The sequence below is a fragment of the Enterocloster sp. OA13 genome, from assembly GCF_022440595.1.
Classification (GTDB): Bacteria; Bacillota; Clostridia; order Lachnospirales; family Lachnospiraceae; genus Enterocloster; species Enterocloster hominis.
The window spans coordinates 3,134,478-3,155,247 of the sequence record NZ_JAKNTF010000001.1 but is presented as its reverse complement, the minus strand read 5'-3'; the positions used below and the strand labels follow the sequence as shown (position 1 = coordinate 3,155,247).

The following is a 20,770-nucleotide window of genomic DNA, read 5'->3' as shown; positions in this document are numbered from 1 at the left end:
AAGGAACGATTATGAGAGTGAAGAAATTAGCAGCGGTTACATTGTGTGTTGCACTGGGGTTATCAACCGTACTGGCCGGCTGTGGGAAGACGGCACAGACTGGGCAAAGCGGGACAGCCGCAGCAGGGCAGACGGACACAAAACAGGACGCGTCTGCCAAGGCGCCGGAAACAGATGCGGCTGCGGAGGAAACCAAGGCAGAGGAAGAAAAAAGCGATGGGAAAAAGGTGATTGGCCTTCTGATCCCGTCACCTGTGGGGGACCCGTTCATTGCCCTTTGTGTCAAGGGCCTGCAGCGCCTGGCAGATGAAGAGGGAGCAGAATTAAAGATTGTGGAGACACTGGACAAGGCCGAGTATGAGGACCAGGTGCGCGCCATGGCGGACATGGGGTATAACCCTGTCTATACCATGTGGGGCGACCTTTCGGAAATCGCACTGAGGCTTGCGCCTGAATACAAGGATACGGATTTTGTCCTGTGCGACGTATACATGGAAACCAATGAACCTAATGTAAGCTCGGTATCCGTTGACCCGTCCGAGTCCTCCTTTATCGCCGGCGTGGTTGCGGCCAATAATACGGAAAAGAAAAAGGTCGGCTTCATTGCCCATGCAGACCGTCCGGTCAGCCGCAAGTACAGGGATGGCTTTATCCATGGGGTCCACTATATAGACCCGTCCATCCAGGTATCCGTTGCTTATGTGGGCAATGACCAGGATCCTGTTAAGGGACAGGAGGTTGCCAAGCTGATGATCCAGAACGAAGGCGTTGACTTAATCTTCCAGTCTGCTTCCAGAAGCGGCCTTGGCGTGATTGCGGGCTGTGATGAGCTGAATGTAAAATGTATCGGCAGCGACGATTATCAGGGCGATGTTGGAAAGAGCGTCATCTGGTCCGCCTTAAAGCCCATTGATGAAGCCCTGTATAAAGAAGGAAAAGCATCCTTTGAGGGAACCTTTGAAGGCGGGGACAAGGAATACGGAATGGCCCAGGATCTTCCGATGTATACCCAGCAGGAATTTGACAAGCTGTCCCCGGAACTTCAGGAAACAGTGAAAACAGTGGGGGATGAGATAAAGGCAGGCACCATTGACGTGACAAAGGACACCGCTAACTAGGGGACTTAAGGCATACCCTGGCACGGCTTACGCCCCGGCAGGGGGGCAGGAACATTCTCCGGCAGTTTACCTTGCTGCCGGGGAATTCCTTAAAAGGGAGGGATCTTATGGATGAAGTTATCCTTGAGGTAAGACACATTTCAAAGTACTTTGGGCAGCTGGTGGCAAACAATGACATCAGCCTGACTGTAAAAAAAGGTACCGTGCACTCCATCATCGGGGAAAATGGAGCTGGCAAAAGTACGCTGATGAATATGATTTCAGGTATCTATAAACCCAGCAAAGGGGAAATCTTTGTAAAGGGCAGGAAGGAAGTGTTCAGGAATCCCAATGATGCCACCAGGTGCGGGATTGGTATGGTACACCAGGAATTCATGCTGTTCCCGGAGCTTACGGTGTTGGAAAACCTGATGATGGGATTTGAGACAAAGAAGGCAGGAGGATTCCTGGATAAGAAGACTGCCAAAAAAGATATTGAGGAGATTGCGCAGAAGTATGGTTTTTCCATCCCTCTGGATGAACGGGCCGAGGACCTTCCCGTGTCCCTCCTCCAGCAGGTTGAGATTGTAAAGATACTGTATAAGGGTGCGGAACTTATCATTCTGGATGAGCCAACAGCCGTGCTGACGCCCCAGGGTATCGAGGGGCTGTTCCAGGCAATCCGTTACCTGACAAAGCACGGAAAGACCGTTATCCTGATTACCCATAAGCTTAAGGAAGTAATGGAGATATCGGATTACATCACGGTCCTGAAGAATGGCGAGGTGACCGGGAACCTCTATCCGCAGGATACGGACGAGCATGGGCTGGCAAGCCTTATGGTGGGGCGCCAGGTACTGTTCAATACCAGTAAGCATGAAAAAGATACAGGCAGCACGGTGCTTGACGTAAAAGGGCTGACTGTTGTGGGAAGCGATGGGATTGAGAAAGTAAAGAACGTGGGTCTGTCAGTGAAAAAAGGCGAAATCGTGGGAATCGCAGGTGTTGCCGGCTCTGGACAGGGTGAACTGATAGAGGCGGTCTTTGGGCTTAGGAAGCCGAAAACCGGAACGATTACATATAAAGGCGAAGACATAACCTTTGCAACGCCAAAGGAGAAACGGGAAAAGAAAATCGGATATGTGCCCCAGGACCGTCTGGCCACGGGATGCAGTACGAACTGCAGCCTGGTGGAAAACTGCATCATGGGTTATCACGTGGCCCACAGGTTCAGGAATCCCCTTCTTGTGAATAAAAAGGAAGCTGAGAAATTTACCAGGGAAGTGGTGGAACAGTTCCAGGTAAAGACCCAGGGTATCCATGACAAGATGGGCACCCTGTCGGGCGGCAATATCCAGAAGGCCATTGTGGGACGTGAGTTCCTTCAGGACAATGACCTGCTGATTATAGAGGACCCCACCAGGGGCATTGATGTGGGCGCCATAGAGTTCATCTGGCAGAAAATCATCGATATTGCCCAGAAAGGTGTTTCCGTGCTTTTGGTAAGCCATGAGCTGGGCGAGGTGATGGAGCTTTCCGACCGGATCCTGGTCATGTATAACGGCGAGATCGTGGGGAACCTGGAAAATACGCCGGACCTGGACGAGAAGACCATAGGACTGTACATGTTAGGAGGGAAGAGGGATGAAATTTAGACTGGCACAGAATACCAAGCTGGAAATCCTGAAATACATCTTATCCATGCTGATGGTCATGTTCATCGGCACCTGTATCATACTTTCCCAGGGAAACAGTCCCACAGAGGCATTTTCAGCCCTGATTACAGGTTCCGTGGGAAGCGTCAGCGCCATCGGGACAACCATCCGCTGGGCAACCCCCAGCATCATAACAGGAATTGCGGCCGTGATTGCATTCAAGTCCGGAATCTGGAACGTGGGGATTGAAGGGCAGATGTATTTCGGCGCATTCCTCGCAGCTATCATCGGGGCGTCCGTTGCGGTACCGAAAATCATACACATACCGCTGTGTCTGGCGGCTGCCGGGATCGGCGGCATGCTGTTTGCATTCATACCCGCAATCCTAAAGCTGACGCTGAATGTGAATGAACTGATCTGTACCCTGATGTTAAACTATGCGGCCTCCCTGTTTACGGAGTACCTGACCTTCAAATACATGGGGTTTGACGCTTCTGAACTGGCGGACGCCATTGCCACGCCGGACATGCTTCCCACTGCGCGCCTTGGCACCATCATACCTAAGACCAGCGCCAGCACCGCTATTTTCATTGCCCTTGGAATCGCCATCCTGGTGTATCTTCTGTATAAATATACGGTAAAGGGATATGAGCTAAAGATGGTGGGGGAAAACCTGAGGTTCTCCAAATACGGCGGTATTAACTATAAGAGGACCTTCATCCTGATTTTCCTGCTGAGCGGATTCATCGCAGGCGTCTGCGGCGGAACCGAGATGACCGGCTCCTTTGGCAAGTTCAGGCCTGCGTTTGCCACCAATCTGGGCTGGGACGGCGTCATGATTGCGTCCATTGCCAAGAACAATCCCATTGCGGTCATTTTCATTTCCATATTCTGGGGGATGTTAAAGAGCGGTTCCTTCCACATGGAAAGGGTGACCAATACCAACCGTCTGGTAATCTCCGTGCTCCAGGCTGTATTCGTACTGCTGGTGGCTGTGGACTATGAGGCCCTGTATAAGTGGCTGTGTGAAAAACGCCAGATCAGGATGCTTCGCAGCCAGAAAGGGGAGGTGTAGAAGGTATGTTTAAATTACTATTCAGTGTTTCCACATTAGCCGCCACAATCCGGCTGTCCGCGCCCCTGGCCCTGGCTGCAATGGGCAGTGTGTTCGGCCATAAGGCAAAGATATTCAATATCGGTCTGGAGAGCTATGTGCTTACAAGCGCATTCTTCGCCACCTGGGGCAGCTATCTGTTTGAGAATGCGTTCATGGGGCTTTTGTTCGGCATCGCGGCAGGGATTGTCATGTCCGCTGTTTTCGGAACCTTTGTGCTGCATTTTAAATCAGACCCCATCGTGGTGGGCATTGCCATGAACCTAAGCTCCTGGGGGCTTACCTCCCTGCTGCTGTTCAATATATTCCATATCAGGGGCTCCATACTGGATCCAAGGATCAAGAGCTTTGGCAGCATCCACATGCCCTTCCTGGATGGAATCCCGGTGGTGAATGAGATATTTAATAACCAGAACATCCTGGTCTACATGGCATTTGCAGTGGTCATCCTTTCCCAGATTGTCATGTACAGGACGCCCTTCGGGCTGCGTCTGCGGGGCGTTGGGATTAATGACAAGGCGGTGCAGACAACGGGGGTGTCCGTGGTAAAGTATAAGTGGGCCAGCCTTATCATCACAGGCGTCCTGGCGGGGGCAGCGGGCGCGTTCCTTCCGCTGAGCGGCATATCCATGTTCACGGAGAACATGTCTGCGGGAAAAGGCTTCCTGGCTGTGTCCGCGGCCCGTATCGGCAAGGGCGACCCTTTAAAATCCTTTTTTGCCTGCTTTATCTTTTCCTTTGCGGACGCGCTTTCCGTGGGCCTGCAGAGCTTTAACATACCGTCCCAGCTGGTGCTGATGGCGCCCTATGTGGTGACAATCGTGGTAATGTGCCTGACCAACTTAAACGAGCTTAAAAAGGAGAGCGTATGATACTGAAAGCAGTGGATATTAAGGAATTTGATTTTACCGGATACGGTACATATTATAATATGACAGGGGACAGGGACCGGGTTTACAGGACCCTGGGGGAGGACTTTGAGGACTATATGACAAAGACGCCGCTCATCGATACGCCGGGGCAGCTGGGGTATACCATCGGCATGGATGCGCCCTATGTTGTAAAGGCCATGGAGAAACATGACCATACCCAGGAAGCGCTGTTCTGCGCCGCTGACCCGGTCGTGCTTTGCGTGGCAAAGTCCAGGGGGGATGAGCCGCCCCGGGCCGAAGATGTGCGGGCCGTTATCCTGAATCCGGGGGATGTGGCGGTCCTGGACCGGAATATCTGGCATGACGCATGCCATGGCATCGGGAAGAGGAGTGCTTACTATTACCTTGCCTCCCAGGGACCTGCCCCGGCCCTCTGGGTCCGGGTATCCGGGGACGGGGTGTCGGTTACAGCCTGACCGGGCGGAGGGACGGAATGGACTGCATCACCCCATGCCGAGATAATCCAGCGCCCGGAAGGAGTATTCATAGCTGAACAGGGCCAGGCCGTCATTCATGTCAATGCCGAACAGGTCGGCCATTTTCCCCAGCCTGTAGAAAAAGGTGCTTTTATGGATATGCAGTTCCCCGGCAGCAGCCAGGGCATTCCGGTTCTTTGCAAGGTAGACCCGGAGTGTCCTGGCGTATTCCGTGTTGTTGGTGCGGTCATATGCGGTCATCTGTGTGATGACCGGGTGGACGGAGGCGGCCAAAAGCCCGGTATCCTTATACTGGCAGAAGCCATGCTCCAGATAATATTGTTCATAATAGATGAAATGCCGGTCTTTTTTAAGGCCGGTTTTTTCATGGAACAGGGACAGCTCTTTTACCTGCTGCCAATAGATGCTGCTCTTTGCAATATCCGTGTAAGGATAGCTGACGTAAGCCTGCATGTGGTTTAGCTGCAGGAAGGCGGCAAACCGGTTCCTGCCTGTTTCACGGAAGGGATTCCCGCTGCCGCTGGGCAGGAGGACAACCAGGTCGCCGTGGAACAATACCACCATGCAGTTTGGGAGAAGGGACAAAAGCTGTTCAAAATATCCTTTGTACTGCCTTGGCTTGCGCGACGGATCCGTGAATTTAAGAAGCAGGATTGTGTAATAAGGCATCTGGGCGCGTCCAAGCTGGACCAGGTGGCTGGCAATGTATTCTGCCCGGTCAAAATGTCCTTCCAGAAGCTCCGTGAGGAAGTACTCGTATCTCAGTCCCGTGGGATGGCGGTAACTGGAATCCTTCTGCATTTCAATGGAAAGCATCTTGGAAAACACATCAATGAATTCCATATCGTCTTCCGTGAATTCCCGGACCGTACCCCGGACACAGATATAGCCCACCACGGCGTGATGGATGCGTATGCTTTCAAATACCCATTGATACGGGTAATCGTCCAGGGTGGTTCTATACGGCACGGTGGAGGAGTAGATGTGCCGGATGATGTTCTGGTCCGCCATGTTCTGGAACAGGGAATCCTTCAGGTAAAGACGCCCGTGCTTTTCCTCCAGGTTGTCCGCATCCTTCACAACCGGGCTGGCGGCAATGACCGAGAAGCTGGTATCACAGATAGTGACAGGGTTGCCAAGAAAAGTATGGGCCACATGGGCCATACCGTCAATCCCGTTGTCACTGTGCAGTGACTGGAATAATTCCTCCTGTTTCAGCTTCAGCGTATAATGCCGGAAGATGACCTCCTGGATGGCGTTGAATACCCCGCAGGCATCCAGGGCTTCCTGGATGTAGAGGATGCGGGGGTTATCCGGGGGTGTATCCTGCCCGGTCAGCAGGATGTTCGGCAGATGGCAGGAAGGCGCCGCGGCCTCAGGGCGCCCGGCAGGGAAGGCGGCCTGTGTGGCCCCAGCGGAGAGAGCGGCCTCAGGGTGCCTGTCAGGGGCCGCGGCCTGGGAACATGCGATATAAAGCAGCTTGTCCCCATGGTCCGGGTCTGTTTCCGGTTTTTGCGTGAGGAAGCGTGTTCCTTCAATTTCAGTCCGTGTATGGAACTGCCCATGTACCTTCACATGAAAGGTGGTTTCCAGATGACGGACAATGGTTCCTAAGTATGCCATGTTAAACCTCCTATCAGACAAATGTCTGAAAAACAGCAGATGATTGCGGATTATATCCGACTTGGAATGGATGATTGTTAAAAAAATAACTGATATATTTATATAAAGTATAGCAGATTTGCGGACAGGTTTCAATTCCGACTATCCATCCGTAACATCTAATCCATAACATCTGTTAGAAAAAATGATTCAGACAAAAGTCCAGGAGGAGAGAAAATGTCAGTAAAAGTAATGGGTATCACCGCAGGAAGAAAGGACAGCAACAGCGAGATACTGTTAAAAGAAGCGCTTATGTACTGTGAGGAGGACGGTGCAGAGGTAACCATGGTCAATCTGAAGGATTATCATATTGAAAGCTGTACAGGATGTACTTCCTGTACAAGAGGAATGGCCCAGGGGAAGAATGTGGGCTGTGTGCTGGATGCAAAGGATGACAAAAAGAAAATCATGGAGGTCATGCTGGCCCAGGACGCCGTTATTTTTTCCGCGCCAACCTATGATCTGATGCCCAATGCGGAGTACCTGATATTTGCCCAGAGGAGCTTAAGCTATGAGACTGCATTTTTAGAGACAATCGGTGCAATTGAGCATAAGGACAGGGTTGCGGGACTGATCTGTGCCGGAGGTTCCACAAGGGCGTGGCAGTCCATGGCCCTGGAGGCCATGCAGGCCACCATGTTCACAACCGATATGAAGGTGGTGGACATGATACTGGCCGCAAGGGTGCCGGGACGGGCACAGTGCCTGCTGGATGAAGGCTTGATGGCGCGGGCAAGGAAGATGGGTGAAAACATCATGACAGCAGTCCGTACACCGGCAGGGGAGCGGACCTGGCTGGGGGATGAGGATATGGGCTGGTGCCCAAACTGCCATTCCAATGCCCTGGTTCTGGGGGAACCCCAGTGGGACGGGCTTCACTATCCCGTGGAATGCCAGGTCTGCGGCGCCGGCGGCAATCTGGAAAAGACAGGGGATGGAAAATGGAAATTCGTCATCCAGAAAGACGGATACCTGAAGGACCGCACCACGGTGGCGGGAAGGGCAAGACACCTGGAGGAAATCGGTCACACCGAAGGCGGGTTCTATGCGGATCCTGAGAATCTGAAGCTGGTTCAGGAAAGGCTTCAGAAATATAAAAACAAACAGTTTAAACGCGTTTAGTGCGAAGCGGATTTGTGCCTTTGCACAAAAACAAGCTGCATATGGAAGAAAACATAAGGTGCAGGCATGATGTTAAGGGATTGTCAATCCTTTATAATTTGAACCAGACAGGACAATAAGGAATCCAGGTTCCATTCAGGTTTAGATGAAAAAGGAGGACATATGAGTAAATTCACACATCTGGAAAGCCCCATGACCATCCGGGGAAAGGTCTACAAAAACCGTTTAATCGCAGCCCCCACGTTGTTTGCGCATTCCGTGTTTTTTCTGCCGGAGATAGCTGAAAATGTATACCGTATGGTGGAGAACCGGGCAAAGGGCGGGTTTGCCGCCGTATCCACAGGCGAGCTTCCGGTAAACAATGAAGAGGGAACCACACTGTTCATGGAACGGGCCATTGACATGGAAGACTATGACGGGGATGACTTCAAAAAGGTGAAGGAATATGCGGACCGTATCAAAAAGCACGGCGCCCTTGCCTACCTTGAGTTTTCCCACGAAGGCGCTGTGGCTGAAACAAAAGCCCCATATGTGCCGTGGGGGCCGGATGCTTATGTCCGGGAGGACGGGGTGCAGGTATATGCGCTGAACCTGGGGATGATGGAAAAAATCTGCAACGATTACCGCAGGATATCAAGATTCGCAAAGGCCTGCGGGTTTGACGGCGTCCTGGTTCACGGAGGACATGGATTTAACATCCAACAGTTCATTTCCCCCTGGACCAACCACAGGACCGATGAATTCGGCGGAAGCATGGAGAACCGCGCCCGGTTCCCCAAAATGATCCTGGAGGCAGTGCGGGAAGGGATTGGGGAGGACATGATCCTGGAGCTGCGCATGTCGGCCGAGGATGGTGTGGACGGCGGCATGGACATCCGCGATATGGTGGGATTCTGCCGGGAAATCGATGGGATGGCCGACATCATCCACGTTTCCAACGGCCTTAAATGGGCGGGGAACCAGACCCAGACATTTTCGGATTTCTTTGACGTACACGGCGTCAATGTCGGGTTTGCCGCACAGGTCAAGGCGGCAGTAACGAAATCAAAGGTGGCTGTCATCGGCGGAATCAATGACCCGGCCTTTGCAGACCAGGTGATTGGGGATGGGAAAGCGGATTTTATCGAATTGGGACGCCAGGGCTTTGCGGATCCGGAATTCCCCAACAAGGCATTTACGGGAAGGGAAGACTATATACGCAAATGTGTCAGATGCTTTTCCTGCTACCCTGGTTTCTGTGAGCACAAAACCGATGTCCCCCTTTGGGAGAAAGGGCTTTCCAAGGAAGAGGTTGACCGTATTTACAGCCCGGCGTCCATGGGGCGCTGCGCCATCAACCCGGATTCCGGGTTTGGATGGTATGAAGACAGGCATCCGTATCCCACAAAAAGCAGGAAGGTGCTGGTTGTGGGCGGCGGTGTGGGCGGCCTTCAGGCAGCAGTTACCGCATCAAAGCGGGGACACAGGGTGACGCTTCTGGAAAAGACAGGGGAACTGGGCGGCACGATTAATTTCACGGACCAGGATGAGGATAAGGTGGACCTGAGGAATTTTAAGAATCTCCTAATCCGTGAGGCAAGGGAAAGCTGCCCGGATATCCGTATGGAAACAGCATGTACCAGGGAAATCCTGGATGAGATAAAACCGGACGCCGTCATCATAGCCGTTGGCGCCCATCCTGTCAAACCGCCCATCAAGGGAATTGACCGGGCCATGAATGCACTGGAGGCATATCATGATATGGACAGGATTGGGAAGCGGGTTGTCCTCGCCGGAGGAGGGCTTGTGGGATGCGAAGTGGGGCTTCACCTGGCAGGCCGCGGCCATGAGGTAACGGTGGTTGAGATGCAGGAGATGATGGCTTTTGAGACATTCGGATACTATAGGAACGCCCTTCTGGACGAGATGGACAAACGGGGCCTGAAGCAGATGTTACATACAAAGGTTCTGGAATTCACGGCAGAGGGCGTTGTGGTGGAACGGGACGGCAGGGCGGAGCTGGTTCCCGCAGATACCTGCATATATTCCATGGGAATGAAGGCGGATCAGGCATCGGTACAGGAGATACTTAAGATGGCCGGGGACATTAAGACCTATGTAATCGGTGATTGTGACAAAGCCGGAAAAGCAGGTGATGCAATCCATGGGGGATATGAAGCCGCCATTGACATTGTGTAATACGCCCGGATTAACAGGGATAAAAGAAAATGGAGGAAGAAACATGAAGAAGATGGAAACAGACATTATTGTTGCAGCTGCCGGCCTTTCCGGCCTTGCGGCAGCCATATCAGCGGCAGAGAACGGAGCCAGGGTACTGGTTTTTGAAAAGTCCGGCACCACCGGGGGCGCGGCCAACATGGGAATGGGACCTCTTGGGGTCGGCTCCAGGATCCAGAGGGAGCACATGATTTCCCTGACACCGGGGGAGGCGTTCCGCAAGCACATGTATTTTACCCACTATCGTGTGGATGCCAGGATGGTCCGTGACTATTACTACAAATCAGGGGACACCATTGACTGGCTGATGGACATGGGCGTGGAGTTTGCAGGCGTGCAGAGGGCGTTCAGCGCGCCGGAGGACACAAGGGCTTATTCGGACGGGGAGTTCACATGGCATGTGTGTAAGCCTGAGGGCGGCGGGATACCAGGACCCAGGGCAGCCACTGCCATGACCAAGAAAATGACGGAAAGGGCCAAGGAGCTGGGCGTGGAATTCCTCCTTGAGACACCGGTCCACAAAATCATCATGGAGGACGGCCGCGCAGTGGGCGTGCTGGCAAAGGACAAGGACGGGGAAGAAATTGAGGCAAGGGCCAATTCAGTCATCCTTGCCACTGGAGGCTTTGGGGACAACCCGGCCATGATTAAAGAAGAAACAGGATATGAGTTCGGAAAGACCATTTTCAACTTTGCGATTCCCGGCATGAAGGGGGACGGGCTGCGCATGGCATGGGAGGCCGGCGCAGGCAAGGAACCCTGCACAATGGAACTTATGTACCAGCTTCCTGATAATATGAACCATTTTATCCTGGACGGCGCATTCCGCCAGCCATGTCTGTGGGTGAACCGCAACGGCCAGAGATTCATGCCGGAGGACCAGATCGGCAATACCACCTTCACAGGCAATGCAATCACGGCACAGCCGGGCAGCGTGGCCTTCTCCATCTTTGACAGCAAGCTGCTGAAAAAGTATAAAAAGAAAGGTCCGGACATTGTAAGCCACGTACATCCCCATGACCTGTACGACCATTTTGACGAGCAGTGGGAGAGGGACCTGGCAGATGGCTATGAACCCATAACACAGGCGGATACCATTGAGGAACTTGCACAGAAGGCTGGAATCGACCCCGAGGGGCTGGCCGCCCAGGTGGAAGAATACAATGAGATGTGTGAAGCCGGGTTTGACGAGATATTTGAAAAAGACAGGCATTACATGCAGCCCATTGCAAAGGCGCCGTTCTACTGCTGCCGCCAGAACGTGGGCGCATACGGCTCCCTGGGCGGCGTCAAGATTAACCACAGGACACAGGCCATGACCCAGGAGGCAAAGGTGATTCCGGGATTATACTGCGTGGGAACGGACGCATGCAATATTTTCGGAGACAGCTATCCATTTATCCTTGCGGGCAACACCATGGGCTTCTGCCTGAACAGCGGACGCATTGCAGGCGAGAACGCGGCGGCGGAGCTGGATGGGTTTGAGTACTGATACCAGGGAAACCTGGCCTGAAACAGGAGTGAAAAAATGAAGATTACAATAGACGGAAAAGAAATAGAAGCAAAAAAGGGCCAGTCCGTGCTTGAGGCTGCCTTGGCTGCCGATATCTTCATCCCCCATCTCTGCAGCCATCCGGACCTTGAAGCCAAGGGAGGCTGCCGCCTGTGCTCCGTGGAAATCGAAGGCGGCAGCGGGGCGGTCCCGGCATGTGAAACCATGGCAGAGGAGGGCATGAATATCAGGGTCAACGGTCCGGAAGCGGAGAAAGTCAGGAAAATGGCCATGGAGCTGATCCTGGCAACCCACCCCGCAGACTGCACGGGCTGTCCCAAATATGGCAGATGCGAACTCCAGTCCATGTACCAGTACATGGGCGTCAGCCCGGAGCGCTGGAGGAAGAAATCCAGAAGTGTTGCTAATGACGACAGCAATCCCCTGATATCCCACCTGTTCACCAGATGCGTCCGCTGCGGGAGATGTATCCGCGCCTGTCAGGACCTTCGCGGCGTAAAGGTGCTGGATTATATTAAGACAGACGCAGGGGTCCGCGCAGGTATTCCGGAGGGAAAGACCCTGAAGGAAGCCGGATGCCGTTTCTGCGGGGCATGCATCGAGGTCTGTCCCACGGGTTCCATCATGGACCAGGTGAAGATCATGAAGGAAAACCGCTCCATGGCAGAGAACATCGTACCCTGTCAAAGCACCTGCCCGGCCCATATCGATATCCCCAGGTACATACGGTATATCAGGGAAGGGGATTTTGACAAAGCGGCAGCGGTTGTCCGCGAAAAGGTACCATTTCCCGAGACACTGGGAAGTATCTGCAATCATGCCTGTGAGAGCGGATGCAAGAGGAATGAACTGGACGCCCCTCTTTCCGTGTGCAGGTTAAAACGGGCTGCGGCTGCAAATGAAAGCGGTGCATGGAAAAAACGCGTCCGCAAAGAACCGGCTACCGGAAAGAAGGCGGCTGTAATCGGCGCCGGTCCGGCGGGGCTGACCGCTGCATATTATCTGGCAAAAAAGGGACATGAAGTTACCGTGTTTGAAAAGAACTCAAAGGCCGGAGGCCAGTGCCGGTACGGAATCCCGGCTTACCGTCTCCCGGATCAGCTGCTGGACAGGGAAATCAATACCATCCTGGAAGCGGGAATTGAATTAAGGACAAACACACAGCCCCCATCCCCGGACCAGCTTCTGGGACAGGGATATGACACCGTACTCGTGGCAGTGGGAACACACAAAGGAACCAGGCTTCCCCTTGAGGGAAGCGGCCTGCCCCAGGTATATGTGAATACCGATTTCCTGAAACAGGCAAGGCTTGGAACACCGCTTCCCGTAAGCGGAAGGGTCATGGTCCTTGGCGGCGGCAACGTTGCCTATGACTGCGCCAGGACAGCCCTTCGTCTGGGGGCGGAAGAGGTGCATGTGGCCTGTCTGGAAAATGAACAGCAGATGACCTCCACGCCGGAGGAAATCGCTGAAGGCGCGGAAGAAGGCATCCTCCTCCACGCGGCCCATTCATTCCTCCGCATCACGGGTACAGACCGTGTGGAGGGAGTGGAACTCCAGAAGGTGAACCGTTTTTATTTTGATGAAAACAGGAAGGCGGTCATTGAGCTGGAGGAGGGGACGAACCAGGTAATACCGGTGGATCATGTCATATTCGCGGTTGGACAAAGGCCGGAGGACACGGAGCAGATGGGACTGGAACTGACCCACGGCCCATATATCCTGGCAGATGAAAACCAGCGGACCAGCCTGGAAGGCGTCTATGCGGCAGGAGACGTCGTGACCGGGACAAAATCCGTGATTGAGGCAATCGCGGCAGGACGCAGGGCAGCAGGGCAGATGGATCTGTATCTGGGCGGAGACGGTGATATAAGCGAGATGCTTCTGGATAAGGAAACCCCGCCGTCCTATATTGGCCGGATGGAAGGCTTTGCAGGACAAAAGCGCACATCCCCCCGGACCGCGCCGCCGGACCAGAGGATACAGGGCTTTACGCAGGTGGAAGAAGTGTTCACCTGTGAGCAGGCCATGTGCGAGGCATCCAGATGCCTTCAGTGCGACTTAAGGCTCCAGCTTACAAAACCAAAGCTGTGGAATGAATATTAAGGGGGTGTCCGCAATGAGTACATTGGAAAGAATAAAAAACCTGAAAGAGACAGACTGTATCGTAGATATCCTCTTAAAGGAAGTCAGGGCAAACCAGTGCCAGACCTGTGGGAAATGTGTATTCGGTTACGAAGGCATCACCCAGCTTGAGCTTACCCTGGGCGACATCACGGAGAAAAAGGGGCGCAGCGGGGACCTGGACCTTATGAAGGACCTGTGTCAGATGATGAAAACCCAATCCCTCTGCGAGACAGGGGAGGAGATAGCGGAGGCAGTGCTGGCCGCCATCCAGACATACCCCGCGGACTTCGAGGCGCACATCGGCAAAAAGGCCTGTAAAGCCGGGGTCTGCAAAAAATTCATGACCTATCACATCCTGGCTGACAAATGCACCGGCTGCGGGGACTGCATGGATGAATGCGAAGAAGACGCCATCCAGGGCAAATCCCGCTTCGTCCACATCATCCTTCAGGACGAATGCACCCAATGCGGCGCCTGTCTGTCCGCGTGTGAAGAGGACGCAATCGTAAGGGCTGGCTTGGTAAAGCCAAAATGTCCAAGAAAGCCGGTCCCATGCAGACGGTAGGCGGGGGATGTATGGATATTGACTGAAAGCGGAATGTCTGCATTTATAAAAAGGCACTTGAAAAAATCAAGTGCCTAGTGTATAATCAAGGCAGAAAGGTATTCAGATACAAAATCTGATGCCCTCAGTTTTGGCTAAAAAATAGCATTCACTTTAGGCGGTGGGATGCTATTTTTTATTGTGTTTGTTGTCTATGTATGACAGTGCCGCGAATATAACGAGAAGTAAGGTAAGAACTTCCATTATGCTCATGGGCATCACCCTCTCTTTCGTATACTAGAGGGCACACAATATCTGCATCCTATTTCTTTCCGCTTTTGAAAATACCCTATTATCATATCATGAATCATATATAAAATCAAATCAGTGGACAATCAGTATGATGAACCCTCCCCCTACTCAATCATCCCCAGATATCTCATGATCCGCACCGACAGATTAAAATTCATAAAATCCTCCCCTTCAATAAAATCGCAGTCCGTAATCTCCTTGATCTTCCCCATCCGGTACAGCAGTGTATTCTTATGGATATGCAGGTTTTCCGCAATTTTAGCAGGCTGTCCGGGCTGTGTCAGGTATTCCCTCAGTGTGGCCATGAAGTCCGTATTTTTTTCCTGGTCATAGAGGTAAAGCTTCATAAGCCCGGGATGGATCAGGAAGCGTATCTCGGAATCTTCCTTTTCGTACAGCTCCAGCATCTGGTACAGATAATAATCACTGTAATAATAAATCGGCGCGGAATCCTTAAGCTTCAGGCCAAGGTGGACGGAATCAATGGCCTGCCGGTAGAACCTGGGGGTATCCTCCAGGTTCTGGTAGAAGTTGCTGATCCCAGCCTTCAGGCTATTGGCTGTGAGATATCCGGAAAGCTGGGAAATCTCATATTCACTCAGGTTCTGGTCCATGGCCCTGCTGATAAGGAACACAATGGTATCCTCATAAATCACATAGATACTGCCCGCGAAAATCTGCTTCAGATGCTCCAGGATGACCTCCAGCTTTAAATCGGAAAAGCTGTGGCCCACAGGCGGGATTGCCACGATATAAAATGTTTCCTTGAGGCTGTAGCCAAGGATTTTAAGCCGTTCCCTGATATCGGACACGTTCTGCCTTGGATTCTTCAGCAGGTCGGCCAGGAAGTAGGAATACATGACCCCTTTATTCCTGGAATAGGCTGAATTCTTCTGCAGCTCCATGGACACCAGCTTACAGAAACGGTGGAAAAAGTCCGGGTCATACTCGAGGAAGGGGTGTTCGGACTCCAGCATCATCACATGCCCAACCTCCACGCCCTGGATGTGCACCGCATCCACCAGCATTCCCTTCTTGACCAGGCTGTTGACAAAGTAATAAGCGGTATCGGCCCCCCGGACCTTTTCATCCACTTTGTTGGCCCGGATGGAGCGGATTCCCTTTTCACTGATATACCCGGACGCGCTTTCCTCCCGGAAAAAATCGTCATCCGGAACAATTCCCGCGGACATGGCAAGATACTTGTTCTGAAGATCCACCACATAGATGGGATTGCCAAAGATATGGGAGGCCGTATCAACCAGATACTGAAGCCCGTTCCCGGAAAACAGCGCATTGGTCAGGATATGCATGCCGGCAGTGATCTGCTGAAGCTCGGTCAGGTTCTCCAGGGTCACATTAAAAAGTTCGGCCTGGGAAATGTCAGCCCCAAAATAGACAATGGTAAAAGAACTTTCCCGGTACAGGGAAAAGTCAATTGCCTTCCCATAGCAGAACAGGATAAACGGATGGCCGCTGCCGGAATCCGGCATAAGCCCGGTGGAAGTTAAGTAGAGTATGGTTTCCTCAAAATGGCTTTGCCCTTCTGTCAGGATCCTTATATTGAGCATGTCGCAGTTATTGTCCTGGTTCCCGAATATCAGCGGGCGGTAGTTTATTTTTTCCAGTTTGTTTAACAAAACCTGAAATTCCATGATGTCTCCTTTGGCATTGTGCGCCTGCACAAAAATGGGGTGGTGATGCAAGTCATAGTTAGCTTTGGACACGATGATTCCAACATTTTTATTATATATAATAATCTTGAAAAAAGCAAAAGGAAGGAAGATGGTTATGGGCACTTTAGGAAAGTATAACAGAAGCGTCTCTATCATAGGCGTTGGCTGTACTCCATTTATGTACACGGTAGATAATCCGGAGACAGATGGACTGACAGAAGGGGAAATGTTCGGATATGCGGCATTAAAAGCAATGGAGGATGCAGGTGTCAATCCTCAGGATGTGGATTTTTATTTCCATGGCGAGGCCAGCCCGCTTAACGGCTCCAACTATCTGACGCCCAATGTACAGGTGGCTAACTGGTTCGGGATGAAGGGAAAAGGTTCCATCCACCACTCCGAGGCATGCTGCACAGGTTATCTTGCCATTGAGCAGGCGGTCAACGCAGTGGCATCCGGGAAATACAACTGTGTCCTCACCGGAGCGGTTGAATTTGGGGACAGCACCCCGTCCCCAGCTGATAATGTGGAAAGCCCCAAACATCCATACAAGCGGGATAAGATGACCATGGAAAAGTTCTTAAAGACCACTTCCTGGTTATATGACCGCACCTATACAAGGAGCCTGATGGCCGGGCAGGAACTGATTTATGACGATGCGGCGGAGTGGTATGTGCGCACCAGGGGAATCACGCCAGAGCAGATGAACGACACACTGAACTGGATGTGCATCAACAACAGGCGCAACGCGTCGGTCAATCCCCTTGCCATTGAAAGAAGGACATATGAATCCCTTGCAGAAGAAGCAGGCATGACCCTGGATGAATATATGAACTCACCCTATAATCCCAAAATGGGGGATTTCCTCCGGGCCGGCGGCATTGAGTTAAAATGTGACGGCGCAGCGGCAGCCATTGTATGCGCCACGGAAATGATTCCGGCCATAGCAAGGAACCTGAAGCACCGTCCCATTGAGGTGCTGGGAATCGGAAGCGCTGCCTGTGAGGCAACCACCCCGCATTTTGAAGTCCGGGCAACCGAGGAAGCCGTGCGCCAGGCATATGAGCTGACCGGCCTGTCAGGAGATGACCTGGACCTGTTCTATGCAAATGATTTCATCATCACATCCCATCTTGTATCCGCGGAGATTGCCGGATATCTTCCTTACGGTGAAGGCTGGAAATACATCTGTGAGGGCCGCACCGCATGGGATGGGGATAAACCGATTAACACCAATGGCGGCCGTACCTCCTTTGGACATGCCCATGCCGCCTCAGGTCTGGCGGATGTGTACGAGGCCTGCAAGCAGATGTGGGGCGAATGCGGCGGACACCAGGTGAAAAACCAGCCCAGGACAGCCATGCTCCGGGGCTACGGCGGGGCGCAGAACGTTGCGGCCGTATTGCTTGGCTTATTGGATGAATAGCAGGAGGAGAGATGCGTTATGAGTATTAAATTAGAAAAGGTCGTGCAGACATTTTACGAAGGACTGGAAGAAGGGAAACTCTTAGGGCGCAAATGCCCCAAGTGCGGCAATGTGGAATTCCCCCCGGTATATGCCTGCAATGCATGCGGGAATTATGAGACAGAGTGGTATGAAATCAGCGGAAAGGCCAGGCTGCATTCCATTGTATTGCCTGCAGCCCTTTCATCCAAACCGGAATATAAGCAGTTGGGAAAATACGCGTACGGGGAAGTTGAATTGGAGGAAGGCACGAAATTAAACGCAGTTGTCCGTGGCATCAGCAAAAAGAACAGGAAGGAACTTTCAGAAAAGCTTCCCCTGAACTGCCATGCGGCAATCTTCCAGAGGGAAGGCGGATTTAAGACCGTTGTATTTGACTTGGACGAAGCGTGAATAAAAACATGGAATCCGAAACGGATCAGCTGCGAATAAAAACATAGAGGGAGAATGAAAATGGACAGAAAAGAATTGGAAACACAGGTACTTAACATGGTGGCAATGTCATACAAACAGGACATCAGCGACATTTCCGTATCCACATCCTTTAAGGAGGACTTGGGCGGCGCATCCGTGCAGATGGTTGCCCTTGTGTCTGAGATTGAGAATGAACTGGACGTGGAAATCATGCTTTCAGAAGCCAGCGCCTGCGCAACTATCGGCGACCTGACGGACCTGATTGAAAAGGAAATGTAGGACGGATTCAGCCAATCTGACCGAAAGGAGTAGAGATGGGTTTACTGGAACAGATTTATGAAAAAGCAAAGGAAAATCCCCAGAGGATAGCATTTCCGGAAGCAGTCAATGAAAAGATGATGCAGGCAGCCTATGAGACAGGCAAGGAAGGGTATATCCTTCCCGTGCTTGTGGGATATGCCGATGAAATCAGGGAAGCATTATCCTCCAAAGGATATGAGGAAGATATTTTCACAATTGTGGATATCAGGGAAGAGATTTATAAAAAGAAACTCATAGACCGGTATGTGGCCCTGCCGCACACCCTGTTAAAAGAAAAGGCCCTGAACCGCCGCATGCAGGATCCGCTGTATTATGCCATGGTCATGGAGGCAGTGGGCGAGGCGGATGTGACCTTTGCGGGGATTGACAATACAACCGGGGATGTGCTGCTGGCCGGACAGATGATCATTGGTCTGAAGCCGGGAATCAGCACCATCTCAAGCATCGGGTTATGCGATATCCCAGGATTTAAGGGAAGTGAAGGAAGCCTTCTTGCAATCGGCGACAGCGCTGTGTGCGCCAACCCGGATTCAGGGCAGTTGGCAGGAATCGCTGTTTCTGCCTGCGACACGGTCAGGGACCTGCTGGGCTGGGAGCCGAGATGCGCCATGGTCAGCTATTCCACCCTGGGAAGCGGACAGGGGGAACTGGTGGATAAAGTGGCGGAGGCGGTCAGGATTGCCAATGAGCAGAGGCCGGAGCTTGCCATTGACGGTGAATTCCAGTTTGACGCAGCCGTATCGCCGGCAGTGGCTGCTAAAAAGGTGCAGAGGGAGAGCCGGGTTGCGGGAAAAGCCAATGTGATTATCTGGCCGGACCTGAATGTGGGCAATGTAGGGGTTAAGCTCATACAGCAGTTTGGACACGCAGATGCCTACGGCCCAATGCTCCAGGGCTTCAACAAAGTGGTGTGCGACTGCTCCAGAGGCGCCCCTGTGTCCGAGATTAAGGGAAATATCGTAATCAGCGCAGTAAGGGCCGCAGGAAGTAAAAGGCAGGAGGAACCAGTATGAAACCGTATAAAGTACTGACAATCAACCCTGGCTCCACCTCAACCAAGGTGGCCCTCTTTGAGGGGGAGGAATGCCTGTATTCCCAGAATGTCTCCCATGAGGCAAAAGAGCTTGGGCAGTATGCATCCATGTCAGAGCAGCTGCCCTACCGCAGGGACACGGTTTTAAAGCTGTTAAAGGAAGCAGGCATACGTCTTGAGGAAGTGGACGTATTCGTGGGACGGGGCGGAGGCCTGATTGCCATGGAAGGCGGAACCTACGGGGTGACGGACCTGATGCTGGAGCACGCCAGGACATGTGCCAACGGCGTCATCCATCCGGCGGCCCTGGGTTCACAGCTGGCCAATGAATTTGCACAGGCCTATGGCGCCAAAGCAATGGTGGTAAACCCGCCGGATGTGGATGAGCTTCAGGACCTTGCCCGCATGACAGGCATCCGGGGCGTACACCGCATCATCCACCTCCATGCCCTGAACCTGAAGGAAACCGCCATCCGGCACAGCAAGGACGTGATGAAGAAACCATATGGGGAGTGCAGTTATGTGGTATGCCATATCGGCGGCGGCATTTCCATATCCGCCCATGAAAAGGGAAGGATGATAGACGGGTATGATATTGTGGGAGGAGAAGGACCCATGGCCCCAACCAGATGCGGAAGCATTTCCGTGGCAAACCTTCTGGAATATATGAAAATGAACCAGGCGGGTCTGGAAGATGTGAAAAAACTCTGTACCAGCAAAGGCGGTTTCGTGAATCATGTGGGGATTTCCGATGCCATTGAACTGACGGAGCGGGCCAAAGCAGGGGACCGGTATGCAGGACTTCTCTGGGACAGCATGATATACCAGATTGAAAAATGCATCGGCGCCATGGCGGCAGTCCTTCACGGACAGGTGGACGGCATCCTGCTGGGCGGCGGCATGGTACATAACCAGGATCTTGTAAAGCAGATAACGGATGCCTGTTCCTTCATCGCCCCTGTGACCGCTTATCCGGGCGAGTTTGAGATGGAGGCCATGGCAGCCGGGGCAATCCGCGTGCTGGAAGGCGAGGAGGAGCTGAAGACATATACCGGAAAGCCTGTGTGGGATGGGTTTGACTGGGAGTAATGGGGACGGAAGGGCCTGGAAAATGAGTGCATGGGAAAGA

Annotated in this window: 17 protein-coding genes; 15 read left to right on the top strand and 2 right to left on the bottom strand. The window is 52.6% G+C overall.

What is annotated here, in order from left to right:
- Nucleotides 1–11: 11 nt before the first annotated feature.
- From MCJ35_RS13960 to MCJ35_RS13940, 5 genes are all read left to right on the top strand, one after another.
- Nucleotides 12–1,118: a BMP family ABC transporter substrate-binding protein gene (locus tag MCJ35_RS13960; RefSeq protein ID WP_025486698.1), complete on the top strand. Its 1,107-nt coding sequence runs from the start codon at nt 12–14 to the stop codon at nt 1,116–1,118.
- A 107-nt stretch (nt 1,119–1,225) separates the two neighbouring features.
- Complete coding sequence (locus MCJ35_RS13955; RefSeq protein WP_008717496.1) at nt 1,226–2,752, top strand: ABC transporter ATP-binding protein; 1,527 nt, start codon at nt 1,226–1,228, stop codon at nt 2,750–2,752.
- Entirely contained in the window at nt 2,742–3,827 is a 1,086-nt protein-coding gene (locus MCJ35_RS13950; RefSeq protein ID WP_008717494.1) for an ABC transporter permease, read from the top strand. Before MCJ35_RS13955 ends, MCJ35_RS13950 begins: the two co-directional genes overlap by 11 nt.
- Nucleotides 3,828–3,832: 5 nt before the next feature.
- Complete coding sequence (locus tag MCJ35_RS13945) at nt 3,833–4,738, top strand: ABC transporter permease (RefSeq protein WP_008717492.1); 906 nt, start codon at nt 3,833–3,835, stop codon at nt 4,736–4,738.
- Nucleotides 4,735–5,214, top strand: a complete 480-nt coding sequence (locus tag MCJ35_RS13940; RefSeq protein WP_025486699.1) for an ureidoglycolate lyase — start codon at nt 4,735–4,737, stop codon at nt 5,212–5,214. The genes MCJ35_RS13945 and MCJ35_RS13940 overlap by 4 nt, the downstream gene beginning before the upstream one ends.
- A 27-nt stretch (nt 5,215–5,241) precedes the next feature.
- Here MCJ35_RS13940 and MCJ35_RS13935 read toward each other — a convergent pair whose 3' ends face one another.
- Nucleotides 5,242–6,858 (bottom strand): PucR family transcriptional regulator, encoded by a 1,617-nt coding sequence (locus tag MCJ35_RS13935; protein WP_025486700.1) that lies wholly within the window; start codon nt 6,856–6,858, stop codon nt 5,242–5,244.
- Nucleotides 6,859–7,074: 216 nt separating this feature from the next.
- Between MCJ35_RS13935 and MCJ35_RS13930 the strand changes: the two genes are divergently transcribed.
- The 5 genes from MCJ35_RS13930 to MCJ35_RS13910 all read left to right on the top strand — a co-directional run bounded on the left by MCJ35_RS13930 (nt 7,075) and on the right by MCJ35_RS13910 (nt 14,441).
- Nucleotides 7,075–8,019, top strand: coding sequence for a flavodoxin family protein (locus MCJ35_RS13930; protein WP_240299536.1), 945 nt, complete (start codon nt 7,075–7,077; stop codon nt 8,017–8,019).
- A 162-nt stretch (nt 8,020–8,181) separates the two neighbouring features.
- Nucleotides 8,182–10,197, top strand: a complete 2,016-nt coding sequence (locus MCJ35_RS13925) for an oxidoreductase (protein WP_025486701.1) — start codon at nt 8,182–8,184, stop codon at nt 10,195–10,197.
- A gap of 43 nt (nt 10,198–10,240) precedes the next feature.
- Entirely contained in the window at nt 10,241–11,728 is a 1,488-nt protein-coding gene (locus tag MCJ35_RS13920; RefSeq protein ID WP_025486702.1) for an FAD-dependent oxidoreductase, read from the top strand.
- A gap of 36 nt (nt 11,729–11,764) precedes the next feature.
- On the top strand, nt 11,765–13,855 hold the full coding sequence (locus tag MCJ35_RS13915; RefSeq protein WP_025486703.1) for an FAD-dependent oxidoreductase: 2,091 nt from the start codon (nt 11,765–11,767) through the stop codon (nt 13,853–13,855).
- Between the two features lie 13 nt (nt 13,856–13,868).
- Nucleotides 13,869–14,441 (top strand): NADH-ubiquinone oxidoreductase-F iron-sulfur binding region domain-containing protein, encoded by a 573-nt coding sequence (locus MCJ35_RS13910; RefSeq protein ID WP_025486704.1) that lies wholly within the window; start codon nt 13,869–13,871, stop codon nt 14,439–14,441.
- Between the two features lie 395 nt (nt 14,442–14,836).
- On the opposite strand, the gene MCJ35_RS13905 is transcribed toward MCJ35_RS13910, so the two are convergent.
- On the bottom strand, nt 14,837–16,387 hold the full coding sequence (locus MCJ35_RS13905) for a PucR family transcriptional regulator (protein WP_025486705.1): 1,551 nt from the start codon (nt 16,385–16,387) through the stop codon (nt 14,837–14,839).
- 136 nt (nt 16,388–16,523) lie between these two features.
- On the opposite strand from MCJ35_RS13905, the gene MCJ35_RS13900 reads away from it, so the two are divergent.
- The 5 genes from MCJ35_RS13900 to buk are packed head-to-tail and all read left to right on the top strand — an operon-like array spanning nt 16,524 to nt 20,730.
- The gene (locus tag MCJ35_RS13900; protein WP_025486706.1) at nt 16,524–17,834 is read left to right on the top strand and encodes a thiolase family protein; all 1,311 of its coding nucleotides are present in this window, start codon (nt 16,524–16,526) and stop codon (nt 17,832–17,834) included.
- An 18-nt stretch (nt 17,835–17,852) separates the two neighbouring features.
- Complete coding sequence (locus MCJ35_RS13895; protein WP_002573870.1) at nt 17,853–18,266, top strand: Zn-ribbon domain-containing OB-fold protein; 414 nt, start codon at nt 17,853–17,855, stop codon at nt 18,264–18,266.
- A gap of 60 nt (nt 18,267–18,326) precedes the next feature.
- Nucleotides 18,327–18,566, top strand: a complete 240-nt coding sequence (locus MCJ35_RS13890; protein WP_025486707.1) for an acyl carrier protein — start codon at nt 18,327–18,329, stop codon at nt 18,564–18,566.
- A 35-nt stretch (nt 18,567–18,601) separates the two neighbouring features.
- Nucleotides 18,602–19,621 (top strand): phosphate acyltransferase, encoded by a 1,020-nt coding sequence (locus tag MCJ35_RS13885; RefSeq protein WP_008717469.1) that lies wholly within the window; start codon nt 18,602–18,604, stop codon nt 19,619–19,621.
- Nucleotides 19,618–20,730, top strand: coding sequence for a butyrate kinase (gene buk / locus MCJ35_RS13880; protein ID WP_025486709.1), 1,113 nt, complete (start codon nt 19,618–19,620; stop codon nt 20,728–20,730). The genes MCJ35_RS13885 and buk overlap by 4 nt, the downstream gene beginning before the upstream one ends.
- The last annotated feature ends 40 nt before the right edge of the window (nt 20,731–20,770 follow it).